Origin of the sequence: Pseudoprimorskyibacter insulae (genome assembly GCF_900302505.1) — a bacterium.
Taxonomy (GTDB): Bacteria; Pseudomonadota; Alphaproteobacteria; order Rhodobacterales; family Rhodobacteraceae; genus Pseudoprimorskyibacter; species Pseudoprimorskyibacter insulae.
The window spans coordinates 92,604-105,286 of sequence record NZ_OMOJ01000007.1; the positions used below are offsets into that span (position 1 = coordinate 92,604).

Consider the following 12,683-nt stretch of genomic DNA (forward strand, 5'->3'; position numbering starts at 1 on the left):
GCCGCCGTTCCCGTTCAGCCGAAGCTGAAAATCTTAGGTGCCCGACGAGGCTGCGATTGCGATGATCCCAATCATGCCAGCAACGATTGCAATGGCGGGAACTTCAGCAAAGCCCTGGGTTGCCAGGAACGGGTCAACAGTGGTCACGTCCTGTGCAATTGCCGGTGCGGCTGCCAGAACGGCAACAGCGGCGAGGATCGAAAGCTTCTTCATAATTCTCTCCAGACTCAAAGAAGGGGCGCGCGCCCTATGTGTTGGTTCTAGACACATGCACGACAGAGTTCAAACTTGATTTCAATGTCGGGACAGTTCTTGCGGAAATACGCCGGTAGCGCAGCGTTTTGGCAACAAAAATGGGCAAGCGGCCATCGGAAGTACAAAAAACTGTCATTTTGGATAGGGTCCAAGGCGGCGACTATACATGTGTGGCCCGAACACCAATGACCGCATCAGGCGCAATTTCTTGACCTGTCCTAAGGCGTAGCGTCGCTTGGCCGTTTTCATTGCGAACTTCGGTGACCGTTGCATAGTGCGACACAGGCTGATTTGAAGTCGATCCGTCAGAGCGGGAGTACACGGCCGTAAGTTCGTAGTCTCCGTTTGCTAGGCGCGTGCCATTCCCGTCGGTTCCTGCCCATTCAAGGGTCATACCGTCGGTCGTAAGTGATTGGGTCGATACCAGTTGCCCATTTGAAGTCCGCACTTCCAGCTGTGCGGAGCTTGCCAAAGGATCGCCGGGCACAACCAAGTCAACCGGGACCGATTCGAAGTGCACAGCGCTTTCTGTCAGCACGTCACGATCGATCCAGCCACTATACTGCATTAAGTCTGCTCCGACCAATTTCGAAGACATTTCTCTGAGCAAGTCATTTGTCAGAACCTGTTGTTCAACCGATGAGAAAGTGGCCAGTTGAACGGCAAAATCCTCTGCGTCGACTGGGTTTAATGGGTCCTGATTCTGCATTTGTGCCGTCAGCATTTTTAGGAATGTGTCAAAGTCTGAACTTAACGTGGCCTCCTTTTGGGATGCATGGGGGGCGGCGGTTGCGGACGATACGGCATCGATCATAGCAGTATGTTAACTCCGTCTAAAGAAACGTGAGAGGGCGGCGCATCGGTCACGTCTGTTGGAAGGGGTTCCAGAGAGGCGTCTTGCGGAGGTCTTGCCTTTGCAGATTGCGAATTTTCGCCTTGCCCGCCCGAGAAACTGAAGGCGACATCGTTGAAACCAAGTGCGCTCAGATCGCGTTCAAGCTGAACGATGTTGCGTCGGAACAGATCCACGGTTTCCGGCCGATCCGCATGAATGGTCAATGTAATGGCGTTTTCGTGGTGACCAACTTGCAATTTGACCCGGCCCAGTTCCTCAGGCGAGAGCTGCACCTCAACCAACCCGTCGCTTGGTCCCGGAAGTTTGGGGGATATTTGCTGGATTACATTGGAAATGCTGTGCTGTTGTGGAGCGGCTTCCATCTTAGGCGAATGGGTTTCAATGCGAGTTGGCATCGTTACCAATGAGGCGTCAACGGACTCCACTTTCAGCTTCTCGGGCACTGACTTTGTAGAATTTAGGTGAGAGATATGGAAATTGACGGCGGGCGTGGGGGTACTGGGCGACGTTGATGCGGCCCTATTTCTGAGATCTGTTTTCGGTTGATCACCGATTAACATCAGATCTGAAGCGGGTTCAGTTTTGGAACGGTTCTTAGGTTGGCTAGGCGTTGGCTGCGTAGTTTCGACATGCGCCCCAAATCCACTCTGAATGGGTTTAGCATTCGGCGTTTGGTGCACAGGTTGCGACTCCGCATGTTTGCCATGGTCAGGTAGATCCAGCCGGAATGGCTGTTCGTCATCTTTGGTCTGTCGTGGCAAGGTTGACGCATTGAACAAAATCGGTTGCGGGGCAGCCGTGTTTTGCAGGCGCATCGGCGCAACGGTTGTGTTGTCGGATCTTCCTTCGACTCGATGAACTGGGGATGCTGCCTTTTCAACATGGATCCTATCCGCGGCACGGCTGGGCGGATGCGAGTCGGCCGCTTCAATGATTGAGTCCATTGATTGGGAGACTTCAACGGTGGCTATCGGCAGGGCGGGATTTTCTTTCAATTGAGCGAAAATTTGGTCCCGTTCACTCGGTATGATGCGTTGCGTTGCAGTAATCGCGTTTTCCAATGGTTCAGCGCGAAGCGCGCCCCTTGCTGCGGTGGAAGGTTCATGTGGTGCAGGCAAAGCCGTTGCAGGCGGCATTGGAGCTGGGTAACCATCTGCTGAACTTGAATTTATCCGATTTTGATTGATGAGCGTGGATGATTCATCGACCTCTGTTCGCTGCGTTTGGGGCCGGAGCCGTATCGTTTCTTCACGCTTTATGGTGAAATCGATTCGAGCGTGCTGCGGGTGCTGAGTTGTTTCCGGTACAGCGCGGCCCATAGCGAGAACGCTAGTTGAGCTAGGATCATTTTTCGGCTTGGTCCCTTTGTGAACGTTCGGGTTCTGAGAGGTCTCAGGCAGCAATGAAGGCCCGGTGTTCGGTGCCGTCGAATGGTTTGGCTCTGATCTAACTATTGGAATTTGCGCCGTTCTCGGCGGTTGCGCAGGCGAGAAAACCACATTTTCGACGGCCACTTTGGTCGTTGGGCGCTTTTCGATCACTGGAATCTCTTGATCGGTGGTTATTGCTTTGGCATCTCGCGGAATGCCTTGCGGTTCTGACTGCGGCAATTGCGCCTGTTCTGGCATTGTCGTTGGTTCCGGCGAATACGTCGGTAGGGCGCCAACATCAGCCGTTGATGGATTTGGCACATTTGGGCTGGCCAGCTCTGACGCTTGTTGAAGTGGCTTTCTCGTGTCTTGTGCCAATAGCTCTGAATTTATCCGAGTGTTTTTTGATGGTTCAGGCTCGGCACGCGCCACTCTAGCTTCGCTTTTGGGGTCTTGCGGAAGCGCATGCTGTAAAGCGCCCAACTGAACCGGCTGATGCGGATCTTTGGCATCTTCTAGGTTAATGGGCGTCGCGACTTTTGAACTGCGGGTATCGCTAGGGTGGGTCGACTGTGGCCGGCCATTTTCTGCGTTTTGTTTTGGTTCTGGTGGCTGGGTTGGGCGAGACCAGAACGCAAGGCTTGCCAAGTCCTCGGCTGCCGTCCTCAGATGGCGACCTTTTTCTGTCACTTTGTCAGGGTGTGGCGATTTCTCGGGCGATTCTACTGCTACAGGTGCGACTGACCTATCATTCGTTGTGGGGGCCGCGCGCGGATTTGACGCCACAATGCTATGCGCAGGGGGCGGCAATGGCGGCATACTTGTATCACCGAGCGACTTTGTGACAGCGTCCTGAGCGACTTCGGGCTTAGGGTCGCTCTCAAGCTCAATAGCAGTTTCCGCCGGCAGTTCGGGGGGCTGCAACGCCGCAACGAGGTCGGAAAATTCGGTGTTGGTCGACTGCGTCCCTTGCGACATCGGATGGTCAGTCGTTGCTGTGACACGAATCGAATCTGTGATCTGCATGCGCCCTCGCTTTCTCAATCTTTGATGGGCGAAGTTGCTTTACACTTCTTTACCAAAATCCGTTTAGGTGGATAAAAACCGAAAGAGGATTAGGGATGAAAATCACGTCAAACGTCGGCCAGGTGGTGAATTCGGATCGCGCCATTCATAACGCCGCAGTGAAACTGGAAGGGCAATTTCTTTCTGAATGGTTAAAAGCGGCGGGTTTGCACAAGGCTGGACCAGGATCAGATAGCCAATTTAGTTCACTTTTGCGGGAAAAGCAGGCGCAATACCTGTCCGAGGCTGGAGGCATTGGATTGGCGGAAGTTCTTGTGTTGTCCATATTGAGAGGGTCTGAAAATGTCGCCGACAAGTGAGCCTTATACAGTATTGACGTCCTTATTGGATGAAGAAGCGGATTTGATAAAACGCGGCGATTTAAAGGGCGTGAACGCCCTTATGCTTTTGAAAGAAAAGGCGTTTGAGGATTTTGAACGGACAGGTGTGCCTGATGCCGCCGCCGTGAATTCGATTGTGGCATCGCTGAAACGAAACGGATCGTTGATGACTGCAGCGCTAAGTGGGTTGCGGGACGTTCTGGCCCAGATGCCAAGCCGCAACAAGACTTTGACGGTTTACGGTGCATGCGGCTTGCCCGAAAGTATCGAAAGTAATACGGAAAATTTTCTTCAAAAGACGATCTGATTCAACTTATCACCTCGAAACGCATTATCTTTTTCTTAGGCCCCGGGTCTGTACCTTTTTCCTGCATCCAATGGATGGCGCGGCGAATAACGCTAGCAATTGTCAGAATGACCGAGAGGCGCAAATGCGCTGAATGCAATTGACGCAAAAGCGTCTACCAACGGCAAGGAAAAACTATGTCCAGTATTCTGACCAATAATGGCGCAATGGTCGCGCTGCAGACGTTGAAAAACATCAACGGCAGCCTGGCGCAAACTCAAAATGAGATTTCGACGGGTAAATCGGTGGCAACGGCGGTGGACAATTCTGCTGTCTGGGCCATTTCCAAAGTAATGGAATCGGATGTACAGGGCTTCAAAGCGATCTCGGACTCTCTGTCGCTTGGTCAGTCCACAGTTGCGGTGGCGCGGCAAGCATCTGAGACGGTCACCGATCTGTTGACCCAAATGAAGGGCAAAATTGTCGCCGCGCAGGAGGACAATGTTGACCGGACCAAGATCAATGACGATGTGACGGCGCTAAAGGGTCAAATCGACTCGGTCATCGCTGCGGCGCAGTTTAATGGTTTGAATCTTGTCGATGGATCGGGGTCGGGTGCTAGCATCCTCTCGTCGCTCAACCGCGATTCGACCGGCACTGTGACATCCTCTTCGATTTCCGTGACGGCTTGGGATATGTCGACTGGCGGCTATTCCGCCAAGGACATGCTGTCAGGCAGTTCTACAGGCGCATCCGGCGACGGCGATACCGTTGCTTTTGCGTTGGACAATGGTGGCGGCAATGAACAAATCGAAATCGCCGAAAACGGTCCCGCGTTTTCGACTGGCGATTCGATTAGCGTTACAGTGGGCGACCAAACAGTCAGCTATACTGTGACGGCCGATGATGCCGCCGCAACCACGACATCGGATATTGTCGCGGTCGCGCTCAAGAACCAGATTGACCGGCTTGGGATCAGCGGACTGACCGTCGACTATGACAGCAGCACGCCGGGCACGCTTGATTTTACCAACGCTGGCACGGTTGACCTAAGTGTTAGTGCGCAGTTCACAAATGCAGGGTCGGGCGGTCTAGGTGCGATGGCCGGTATTGACGTGTCGACGGCGACTGGTGCTGCCGCGGCGTTGGGCACGATTGAAAGCTTGATTGACCGCAGCATCGATGCAGCCTCTAGTTTCGGTTCTGTGGAAGGGCGCATTGAAACTCAGGCCAACTTTATTTCATCGCTTACCGACTCGCTGAAGTCGGGCATTGGCGCAATGGTTGATGCCGATATGGAAGAGGCATCCGCACGTTTGCAGGCATTGCAGGTTCAGCAGCAGCTTGGCGTTCAAGCGCTGTCGATTGCGAACCAGGCCCCGCAATCCCTGTTGTCGCTGTTCCGTTAAAGCGACTTGGAAAGGGCCTGAAAGGCCCTTTCCAACCCCTAAATTCCATTAGACGAACGAAAGAACTTCCGTGATAGCTCTCAAAATGGCCCAAGATGGGTACGCGCGCGCGGCGACTCCGTTAAAATCCGACCGGTCGATAGAATACGAGGTAATCGCTCGTATCACCCATCAACTAAAAGCAACAAATGCGCAAAAATCAAAGAACTTCCCGCTTTTTGCCAAGGCGGTTCACGACAACAGACGCCTTTGGACAGCATTGGCCGCCGACGCCGCATCCCAAGAAAATATGTTGCCTGCAGCATTGAAGGCGCAAGTGATCTACCTGGCAGAGTTCACACAGGCGCATTCCGCAAAGGTTTTGAGAGGGCAAGCAGATATTGCCCCCCTTTTAGACGTGAACATCGCTGTATTGAAAGGCTTGAAAATGCAGGAGATTCGGGAATGAGTGGCCTTGTTTTGAAACTTGGTCCCAAAGAACGGGTCCTTGTGAATGGCGCAGTGATCGAGAATGGCGACAAGCGAACCCGACTGTCGATCCAAACCCCCAACGCAAATATTTTGCGCCTGCGGGACGCGATCCATCCAAGCGACGCAAAAACGCCGGTGCGACGCCTGTGCTATTCGGTGCAACTCGTTCTTTCCGGTGACGCAGATGGGGATAAGGCTCAGATTAACACCCTGAAAAACATCGAACATCTGAGTCAAGTTTTCACCGACCCTGACAGTCGGTCGCTTTTGGCCAAGGCTTCAAATGCCGCGTTGTCTTCAAACTACTATATGTGTCTGAAGGCACTTCGCGCGTTGATCCCACGCGAAGACAGATTGATGGCCGCCGCGACATGACCTTTCAGCCATTTGTAAGCGGTGGCGGGTTGGCTGGTTGGTATGGGTTGAAGTCCTCCTTGCCCCGCCAGATGGCCGCGATGTCATCCTCACCTGAAATGCAGACGGATGCAGCCTACCTTAGAGAGAAGATGCCGGCATTGTCGGCGGCTTCGGATGTGACGGATGACTACCGGCTGAAGAAGGTCGTCCTCGGGGCTTTCGATATGCTGGAGGATATTGGGAGCCGGTTTTTCGTCAAAAAGCTGATCGGCGATGGTATTGCCAATCCGCAGGCTTTGGCAAATCGGCTGCAAGATGCCCGGTACAAAGATCTGGCCGGAGCGATGGTGTTGTCATCAACGCTCGCTGGTACCGATGCGGGCGCTGCGCATCTTGAGGGCATTGTGCTCAAGTATCAGGAATTGTCATTCGAGCGAGCGGTTGGCGACCAAAACGCCGATTTCAGGGTGGCCATGGGGCTAGAGCGTCAACTGCCGGAGCTGACAAGCTCGGCCAATAGCAACAATGCGGCATGGTTTCGCGTAATGGGCACCAAATCGCTACGGACAGCCTTCGAAACGGTTCTGGGCTTACCGTCCAGCTTTTCGCAGCTGGATTTGGATAAGCAGTTGGAAATTTTTAAATCCAAAGCAGAGACGCGTTTCGGAACAGACCAGCTCTCCGAGCTTGCCAAGGAAGACATGCTGCCAAAACTGTCTGAGGCTTATATCGTGCAGCGTCAGATCTCCGATTCAGGGCAGTCAGGGGTGCAAAGCATTGCACTACAATTGCTGCGGGGAATCTAATCCTTAGGATGCCTCAGCGATTCTTGGCTTCGGCGCGATGCCGCGATCTGCCCGCTTCAAGAGCAATTGCAATTTCGCAAACGTATCTCTCTGGGTGCCAGGCGCGTCGCTGCCGATCGCGGCATCAATATCCGGCCAAAATGCAATGGCTTGGTCCAGTTCGTGGTCTGATCCACTCCGATAAAGACCTGAACGGATTAGGGTTTCCGATCGTTCGTAGGCCCCAATCAAACGCCGGGCCCGCAAAATCAGGGCGTTTTCGTCATCCGACAGGGCCGCAGGCAGACAGCGAGAGACGGATTGTGACAGGTCGATCGCCGGATAACGCCCACGCTCCGCAATGGCGCGGTTCAGGACAATATGCCCGTCCAAGACACCGCGCACGATATCGGCAATCGGTTCTTCCATATCTGAACCTGCGACAAGGACACTGAAAACAGCCGTGATATCCCCAGCCCCTTCTACCCCCGGTCCGGCCCGCTCACACAAGGCCATAATATGGTTGGCGGTCGATGCAGGAAACCCGCGCAATGCCGGGATTTCACCTGCGGCTGTGGCGGCTTCGCGATGGGCCTCTGCAAATCGCGTCAATGAGTCGGCGAGATACAGCACATGTTTGCCTTGGTCGCGAAAATGTTCGGCAATCGTCATGGCGGACATCGGGCAGCGGCGACGCTCAACCGCGGAACGGTCCGAAGTTGCGGCCACGACGACCGTGCGCGCCATGCCTTCCGGTCCAAGGACATTTGCAACAAAGTCGCGCAGCTCTCGCCCACGTTCTCCGACCAAGGACAGGACGACCACATCTGCCTCCATGCCCTGGGCCAAACGGGCCAAAAGGTGGGATTTGCCAACACCCGACCCTGCAAACAGGCCAATGCGTTGCCCCTTGGCGATCGGCAGCAAGCAGTCAAAAGCAAAAAGGCCGGTGTGGATTGTAGGCCCCAAACCGCGCCTTGCGGCCGCGCTCGGCGGTGGTGCGGCCAATTTGCGTGGCACTGCGCCGGAAACGCATGGCATGTCGTCAAGCGGCTGGCCATATGGGTCAATCACCCGTCCGATCCAAGTGTCGGTCGGGGCAAGCGTCACCGGCCCAACAACGCAAACCCGATCATTCAGGGCCACTCCGGTCGTGCCTTCGTCTGGCAAAACGGCCACCAACCCGTCGCGTATACGCAGAACATCGCCCATTTGTTGACTGCGGTCGCGATTTGTCAGTCGGGCGCGGTCGCCAATGGCGGCCTCATCGCTGATGCCAGTGACCCAGACCAGCGCCCCATCGACCGCGACCACGCGGCCAATGGTTTGCAGCGGGCGCAGGGCAGACAGGGCCATCGTGACCCCCGGTATCGTAGAATCGTGCATCGAACGCTCCTTTAGGCTTCTGACAACTGTTTCTAAAGGAATCAGGGTTAAGCCTTGATTGAAGCCAATCGAGGGAGAAGCCCCGATGTTCCAAAATCTGAAGGTTTTTCAGACGGCCATTAAACTGGCCCAACATTCCGCCGCGCGGCAGGAACTGATCGCGCGAAACATCGCCAATGCCGATACGCCCGCGTATCAGGCCAAAGATTTGTCGGCCTTTGCGTTGACCAATCCAAAACGCGACCTGACCTTTCGTCCCTCGGCGTCCAGACAGGGGCACATCGCCCGCCCCTTGCCCGCCCGTTTCGGCGAAGGCGTGGTGGTTGAGGATGGCATGTCTGCAAACGGAAACGGCGTTTCGCTTGAAACCGAGATGGTCAAATCCGCCGAATCCGCGCGGGCGCATAGCCGCGCCATGACCATCTATCGTAGCAATCTAAACATTCTGCGGGCCAGCCTCGGTCGAAATTAAGGATCTGTTTTATGAGCGTTTTTTCAGATGCAATGTCGGTGTCCGCCAGCGGTTTGCGCGTTCAGGCGGGCCGGTTGAACAATGTTTCGCAGAATATCGCCAACACGGACACGCCGGGATATCGGCGCAAGATGACCAAGTTTGAGGCGGGCGACGCCGCAGGCATTGTCCAATTGGGTCGCACGCAGCTGGACCCGTCAGAGTTGGAAAAAGTGTTCGATCCCGGCCATCCGATGGCCGATGCCACAGGGCATTACGAAGGGTCGAATGTCGATATGATCGTTGAAATCGCCGACGCCCGCGAGGCGCAGCGCAGCTACGAAGCAAACCTTAAAGTCTTCGAACAGATCCGCGCCATGTCCGATGGCTTGATGGATCTACTACGCCGTTAACCCCAGAACAGGAGACCAGAATGGACGTCCGTTCCCTATTTGCCGCGCAGAAATACTCGGCGACCAAACCCGCCACGCAGGCTGAACCGATTGTGCAAAGCCCTGCCGCGGAAGTGGCCCGCAGTTTTGAGCAGACGCTGCAATCGGCAGAAGCCTTGTCGCAAAGCGCGATGGTGCAAGATGCCGATCCGCATGCGCTTGTGCAGGCATTGGCGCAGTCCGAACTGGCGGTGGAAACCGTTGTGACCGTCCGCAATAAAGTGGTTGAGGCGTATAACGAAATCCTGCGCATGCCCGTCTAACACAGCATGCTGAGCGAGGCAGTCTTCTTCGACACGTTGCGCCAAGCGCTCTGGGCGGCGGTGATGGTGTCCGTGCCAACCCTGGCCGTGGCGCTGGTGACGGGGTTGGTGATCGGCCTGTTTCAGGCGCTGACCTCAATCCAGGAAATGACCCTGACCTTCGTGCCGAAGCTGATCGGAATTGTCATCACGTTCTGGCTCTCCATGAGCTTTATGACTCAGGTTTTGGTGACCTTGTTTCAGGATCAATTGCTGCCCCTGATCTCCGGAGGATGATCGATGGAAAATCCAAGCTATACGACGCTGGCCCGTCAAACCGGCCTGCGCAATGAACTGCGCGTGATCGCCAACAATATCGCGAACTCTGCGACCACCGGATATCGGCAAGAGGGCCTGATGTTTTCGGAATATGTGCGTGATCTGGGCGATGGGGAAAGCCTGTCGATGGCTGCGGCGCGTGTTCAACTGACGTCGTCGCAACAGGGGGCGCTGTCGGAAACGGGCGGGTCGTTTGATTTGGCCATTGAAGGCGAAGGGTTTTTCCTGGTGGAGACACCGAATGGGCCGCGCTTGACGCGGGCCGGGGCATTTTCGCCAAATGCGCAGGGCGATTTGGTCACGATGGACGGGTATCGCGTGCTTGATGCCGGTGCAGCGCCGCTGTTCGTGCCGCCGGCATCCACTGATGTGCAAATCGCGTCGGATGGCACAATCAGCACGCAGGGGCGCGCCATCGGGCAAATCGCCATTGTACAGCCGACTGAGCAGATGCGGACTGAGCGCGAAGACGGTGTGTTTTTTCGCGCGGACGATGGCTGGGATCCAGTCGTTGAGCCGCGTGTCCTGCAAGGCTATCTCGAGCAGTCCAACGTCGATGTCCTTGGGCAAATGGCCCGGATGATCGAGGTTCAGCGCGGCTATGAGCTTGGCCAGAGCTTCCTTGAATCTGAACATGAACGCGTCCGCACTGCCCTGAAATCCCTCACAAAATAGGAGCACTGAATGAGAGCCCTAAAGATTGCTGCAACCGGGATGAGCGCCCAGCAAATGCGCGTCGAAGTCATCTCGAACAACCTGTCGAACATGAGCACCACCGGCTACAACACGCGCCGCGCCGAATTTTCGGATCTGCATTATCAGCAGATGGCCCGCGCCGGGGCGATCAATGCGGCCGATGGCACGGTTCTGCCCACCGGCATTCAGCTTGGCCTTGGCGTGCGCCCGGCTGCCGTGACGGTCAATTTGGCCCAAGGCGCGCTGAGCCAAACCGGCGGCGATCTGGATATCGCGATCGAAGGTGCGGGTTATCTGGAGGTGACCCTGCCATCGGGCCAAGCGGCCTATACCCGCGACGGCGCGCTGAAGCGCAACGGCGAAGGGTTGATCGTGACCTCTGATGGGTTTCCCGTTGCGCCTGAGGTGACGATCCCATCCGATGCTCGGTCGATTTCGATCAATGCCGAGGGTGAAATTTATGCCTATTTTCAACAGGCCGTCGAAGGTCAGTTGATCGGGCAATTGAACCTTGCCGGCTTCCCAAATGCCAAAGGTCTGGAGGCGCTAGGCTCTAACCTGTTCGTTGAGACCGAGGCCTCAGGCCCGCCGGTGATTTCCAGTCCGGGCCAAGACGGGCTTGGCACGCTGCGGCAGGGGTATCTTGAGGATAGCTCGGTCGACGCGGTGCGCGAAATCACCGAACTGATCGAAGCGCAGCGCGGCTACGAGCTGAACGCCAAGGTCATTTCCGCCGCCGATCAAATGATGGCCGCGACGACTCAGGTGCGGTGATGCGTTTCTTGACCATCATCGCCGTAATCTGGGCCGCACCGGCCATGGCTGATACCGTTGTTGCGGCCCGGACTTTGCGGCCGTCCGACATCATCATGGCGGCCGACATTGGGGTTGTTCGCCAAACTGTCGCCGGAACCTATCAACACCCTGACGAGGTGCTGGGCCAAGAGGCCCGTGTGGTGATCTATGCGGGCCGTCCGCTGCGGCGCGGTGATATTGGCGCCCCGGCAATGGTGGAGCGGAACCAGTTGGTTGAGCTGCGATACCGCACCGGCGGGCTGGAAATCACGACAGAGGCGCGTGCACTTGGCCGGGGAGGCTTGGGCGAACGGGTGCGGGTGATGAACCAAGCCTCTCGCACGACGTTGACGGCGCTGGTCGCCGCGCCCGGACTATTGATTGTGGAGTAACACATGAGACTTGCTTTTGCCCTCGCTTGCGTTGTGGCCCTCGCGGCCTGCAACAAATTCGACCATCTTGGAAAGCCGCCCTCCTTCACGCCCAGCCGCGCGTCAAATGAACATCACGCCATGGTGTTCGCAGGCATGCCGGCGGTGCCAAAACCGCAAACTGGCGTGACCCGCGCATCGCTCTGGAGCCGCGATCAAGCCTCGCTTTTGGGGGATCGGCGTGCCGCTGAGAAGGGTGATATCCTAACGGTCGTCATCGAAATTGACGAAAGCGCCGAGATTTCGAACAGCACCGCCCGCAGCCGGTCCTCCAACGGCAGCATGCAAATCCCCGAGTTTTTCGGCATTCCCCAGCGCATTGATAAGGGTATCTCCGAAGGTGCATCCATGGCCAACGCTGTTTCGACCTCGTCGGCGTCCGGGTCGAATGGCGACGGATCGGTGCGGCGCAATGAAAAGCTGATGCTGAAAGTAGCCGCCACCGTGGTGGATGAACTGCCCAACGGGGTCTTGGCGATTGAAGGTGCGCAAGAGGTTCGGGTGAATTTCGAACTGCGGGAATTGCTGGTTACGGGGTTCGTGCGACCGGCTGACATCTCGCGCAAGAACGAAATCACTTACGACAAGATCGCAGCGGCGCGCATTTCCTATGGGGGCCGCGGGCAGATCACCGACGTTCAACAACCGCGTTATGGCCAGCAGGTCATGGATACGCTCCTGCCATTCTGAGGACAT

Annotated in this window: 18 protein-coding genes; 14 read left to right on the forward strand and 4 right to left on the reverse strand. The window is 56.0% G+C overall.

From position 1 onward, the window contains the following. Nucleotides 1-33: 33 nt before the first annotated feature. The 3 genes from PRI8871_RS14975 to PRI8871_RS14985 all read right to left on the reverse strand — a co-directional run bounded on the left by PRI8871_RS14975 (nucleotide 34) and on the right by PRI8871_RS14985 (nucleotide 3,507). The gene (locus tag PRI8871_RS14975) at nucleotides 34-213 is read right to left on the reverse strand and encodes a hypothetical protein (protein WP_108887050.1); all 180 of its coding nucleotides are present in this window, start codon (nucleotides 211-213) and stop codon (nucleotides 34-36) included. A 202-nt stretch (nucleotides 214-415) separates the two neighbouring features. Next, nucleotides 416-1,069, reverse strand: coding sequence for a flagellar hook capping FlgD N-terminal domain-containing protein (locus tag PRI8871_RS14980; RefSeq protein WP_108887051.1), 654 nt, complete (start codon nucleotides 1,067-1,069; stop codon nucleotides 416-418). Continuing rightward, on the reverse strand, nucleotides 1,066-3,507 hold the full coding sequence (locus tag PRI8871_RS14985; protein WP_108887052.1) for a flagellar hook-length control protein FliK: 2,442 nt from the start codon (nucleotides 3,505-3,507) through the stop codon (nucleotides 1,066-1,068). The genes PRI8871_RS14980 and PRI8871_RS14985 overlap by 4 nt, the downstream gene beginning before the upstream one ends. A 95-nt stretch (nucleotides 3,508-3,602) precedes the next feature. Between PRI8871_RS14985 and PRI8871_RS14990 the strand changes: the two genes are divergently transcribed. The 6 genes from PRI8871_RS14990 to PRI8871_RS15015 all read left to right on the forward strand — a co-directional run bounded on the left by PRI8871_RS14990 (nucleotide 3,603) and on the right by PRI8871_RS15015 (nucleotide 7,216). Further along, nucleotides 3,603-3,866, forward strand: coding sequence for a flagellar biosynthesis protein FlgJ (locus PRI8871_RS14990; RefSeq protein WP_108887053.1), 264 nt, complete (start codon nucleotides 3,603-3,605; stop codon nucleotides 3,864-3,866). After that, nucleotides 3,850-4,194: a hypothetical protein gene (locus PRI8871_RS14995; RefSeq protein WP_146188694.1), complete on the forward strand. Its 345-nt coding sequence runs from the start codon at nucleotides 3,850-3,852 to the stop codon at nucleotides 4,192-4,194. Before PRI8871_RS14990 ends, PRI8871_RS14995 begins: the two co-directional genes overlap by 17 nt. A 176-nt stretch (nucleotides 4,195-4,370) precedes the next feature. Further along, nucleotides 4,371-5,582: a flagellin N-terminal helical domain-containing protein gene (locus PRI8871_RS15000; protein WP_108887055.1), complete on the forward strand. Its 1,212-nt coding sequence runs from the start codon at nucleotides 4,371-4,373 to the stop codon at nucleotides 5,580-5,582. Nucleotides 5,583-5,667: 85 nt separating this feature from the next. Continuing rightward, the gene (gene flaF, locus PRI8871_RS15005) at nucleotides 5,668-6,030 is read left to right on the forward strand and encodes a flagellar biosynthesis regulator FlaF (protein ID WP_108887056.1); all 363 of its coding nucleotides are present in this window, start codon (nucleotides 5,668-5,670) and stop codon (nucleotides 6,028-6,030) included. Further along, the gene (gene flbT / locus PRI8871_RS15010) at nucleotides 6,027-6,428 is read left to right on the forward strand and encodes a flagellar biosynthesis repressor FlbT (protein ID WP_108887057.1); all 402 of its coding nucleotides are present in this window, start codon (nucleotides 6,027-6,029) and stop codon (nucleotides 6,426-6,428) included. The genes flaF and flbT overlap by 4 nt, the downstream gene beginning before the upstream one ends. Continuing rightward, nucleotides 6,425-7,216 carry a DUF1217 domain-containing protein gene (locus PRI8871_RS15015; protein WP_108887058.1) on the forward strand — a complete coding sequence of 264 codons (792 nt, stop codon included), beginning with the start codon at nucleotides 6,425-6,427 and terminating at the stop codon, nucleotides 7,214-7,216. Before flbT ends, PRI8871_RS15015 begins: the two co-directional genes overlap by 4 nt. A gap of 3 nt (nucleotides 7,217-7,219) precedes the next feature. Here the strand turns inward: PRI8871_RS15015 and PRI8871_RS15020 are convergent, their stop codons facing one another. Next, nucleotides 7,220-8,581: a FliI/YscN family ATPase gene (locus PRI8871_RS15020; protein ID WP_108887059.1), complete on the reverse strand. Its 1,362-nt coding sequence runs from the start codon at nucleotides 8,579-8,581 to the stop codon at nucleotides 7,220-7,222. 85 nt (nucleotides 8,582-8,666) lie between these two features. Between PRI8871_RS15020 and PRI8871_RS15025 the strand changes: the two genes are divergently transcribed. The 8 genes from PRI8871_RS15025 to flgH are packed head-to-tail and all read left to right on the forward strand — an operon-like array spanning nucleotide 8,667 to nucleotide 12,677. After that, on the forward strand, nucleotides 8,667-9,053 hold the full coding sequence (locus PRI8871_RS15025; protein ID WP_245897880.1) for a flagellar biosynthesis protein FlgB: 387 nt from the start codon (nucleotides 8,667-8,669) through the stop codon (nucleotides 9,051-9,053). 11 nt (nucleotides 9,054-9,064) lie between these two features. Continuing rightward, entirely contained in the window at nucleotides 9,065-9,445 is a 381-nt protein-coding gene (gene flgC / locus PRI8871_RS15030) for a flagellar basal body rod protein FlgC (RefSeq protein ID WP_108887061.1), read from the forward strand. A 20-nt stretch (nucleotides 9,446-9,465) separates the two neighbouring features. Then, on the forward strand, nucleotides 9,466-9,747 hold the full coding sequence (gene fliE / locus PRI8871_RS15035; RefSeq protein WP_108887062.1) for a flagellar hook-basal body complex protein FliE: 282 nt from the start codon (nucleotides 9,466-9,468) through the stop codon (nucleotides 9,745-9,747). Nucleotides 9,748-9,753: 6 nt separating this feature from the next. Next, the gene (locus PRI8871_RS15040) at nucleotides 9,754-10,023 is read left to right on the forward strand and encodes a flagellar biosynthetic protein FliQ (RefSeq protein ID WP_108887063.1); all 270 of its coding nucleotides are present in this window, start codon (nucleotides 9,754-9,756) and stop codon (nucleotides 10,021-10,023) included. A gap of 3 nt (nucleotides 10,024-10,026) precedes the next feature. Then, nucleotides 10,027-10,740 (forward strand): flagellar hook-basal body complex protein, encoded by a 714-nt coding sequence (locus PRI8871_RS15045; RefSeq protein ID WP_108887064.1) that lies wholly within the window; start codon nucleotides 10,027-10,029, stop codon nucleotides 10,738-10,740. A 9-nt stretch (nucleotides 10,741-10,749) separates the two neighbouring features. Next, entirely contained in the window at nucleotides 10,750-11,535 is a 786-nt protein-coding gene (gene flgG / locus PRI8871_RS15050) for a flagellar basal-body rod protein FlgG (RefSeq protein ID WP_108887065.1), read from the forward strand. Then, a complete protein-coding gene (flgA, locus tag PRI8871_RS15055) occupies nucleotides 11,535-11,948 on the forward strand; it encodes a flagellar basal body P-ring formation chaperone FlgA (protein WP_108887066.1) in 414 nt (137 codons plus the stop codon). The genes flgG and flgA overlap by 1 nt, the downstream gene beginning before the upstream one ends. 3 nt (nucleotides 11,949-11,951) lie before the next feature. Continuing rightward, nucleotides 11,952-12,677 carry a flagellar basal body L-ring protein FlgH gene (flgH, locus tag PRI8871_RS15060; RefSeq protein WP_108887067.1) on the forward strand — a complete coding sequence of 242 codons (726 nt, stop codon included), beginning with the start codon at nucleotides 11,952-11,954 and terminating at the stop codon, nucleotides 12,675-12,677. Nucleotides 12,678-12,683 lie beyond the last annotated feature (6 nt).

What these genes read in the sequence shown, in the direction of transcription:
- PRI8871_RS15040 (WP_108887063.1), top strand. Translation starts at nt 9,754, where the DNA reads ATGCTGAGCGAGGCAGTCTTCTTCGACACGTTGCGCCAAGCGCTCTGG.
- PRI8871_RS14985 (WP_108887052.1), bottom strand. Translation starts at nt 3,507, where the DNA reads ATGCAGATCACAGATTCGATTCGTGTCACAGCAACGACTGACCATCCG.
- PRI8871_RS14995 (WP_146188694.1), top strand. Translation starts at nt 3,850, where the DNA reads ATGTCGCCGACAAGTGAGCCTTATACAGTATTGACGTCCTTATTGGAT.
- flaF (WP_108887056.1), top strand. Translation starts at nt 5,668, where the DNA reads ATGGCCCAAGATGGGTACGCGCGCGCGGCGACTCCGTTAAAATCCGAC.
- PRI8871_RS14975 (WP_108887050.1), bottom strand. Translation starts at nt 213, where the DNA reads ATGAAGAAGCTTTCGATCCTCGCCGCTGTTGCCGTTCTGGCAGCCGCA.
- PRI8871_RS15020 (WP_108887059.1), bottom strand. Translation starts at nt 8,581, where the DNA reads ATGCACGATTCTACGATACCGGGGGTCACGATGGCCCTGTCTGCCCTG.
- flgC (WP_108887061.1), top strand. Translation starts at nt 9,065, where the DNA reads ATGAGCGTTTTTTCAGATGCAATGTCGGTGTCCGCCAGCGGTTTGCGC.
- fliE (WP_108887062.1), top strand. Translation starts at nt 9,466, where the DNA reads ATGGACGTCCGTTCCCTATTTGCCGCGCAGAAATACTCGGCGACCAAA.
- PRI8871_RS14990 (WP_108887053.1), top strand. Translation starts at nt 3,603, where the DNA reads ATGAAAATCACGTCAAACGTCGGCCAGGTGGTGAATTCGGATCGCGCC.
- PRI8871_RS15015 (WP_108887058.1), top strand. Translation starts at nt 6,425, where the DNA reads ATGACCTTTCAGCCATTTGTAAGCGGTGGCGGGTTGGCTGGTTGGTAT.
- PRI8871_RS15025 (WP_245897880.1), top strand. Translation starts at nt 8,667, where the DNA reads ATGTTCCAAAATCTGAAGGTTTTTCAGACGGCCATTAAACTGGCCCAA.
- flgH (WP_108887067.1), top strand. Translation starts at nt 11,952, where the DNA reads ATGAGACTTGCTTTTGCCCTCGCTTGCGTTGTGGCCCTCGCGGCCTGC.
- PRI8871_RS14980 (WP_108887051.1), bottom strand. Translation starts at nt 1,069, where the DNA reads ATGATCGATGCCGTATCGTCCGCAACCGCCGCCCCCCATGCATCCCAA.
- flbT (WP_108887057.1), top strand. Translation starts at nt 6,027, where the DNA reads ATGAGTGGCCTTGTTTTGAAACTTGGTCCCAAAGAACGGGTCCTTGTG.
- flgA (WP_108887066.1), top strand. Translation starts at nt 11,535, where the DNA reads ATGCGTTTCTTGACCATCATCGCCGTAATCTGGGCCGCACCGGCCATG.
- PRI8871_RS15045 (WP_108887064.1), top strand. Translation starts at nt 10,027, where the DNA reads ATGGAAAATCCAAGCTATACGACGCTGGCCCGTCAAACCGGCCTGCGC.
- flgG (WP_108887065.1), top strand. Translation starts at nt 10,750, where the DNA reads ATGAGAGCCCTAAAGATTGCTGCAACCGGGATGAGCGCCCAGCAAATG.
- PRI8871_RS15000 (WP_108887055.1), top strand. Translation starts at nt 4,371, where the DNA reads ATGTCCAGTATTCTGACCAATAATGGCGCAATGGTCGCGCTGCAGACG.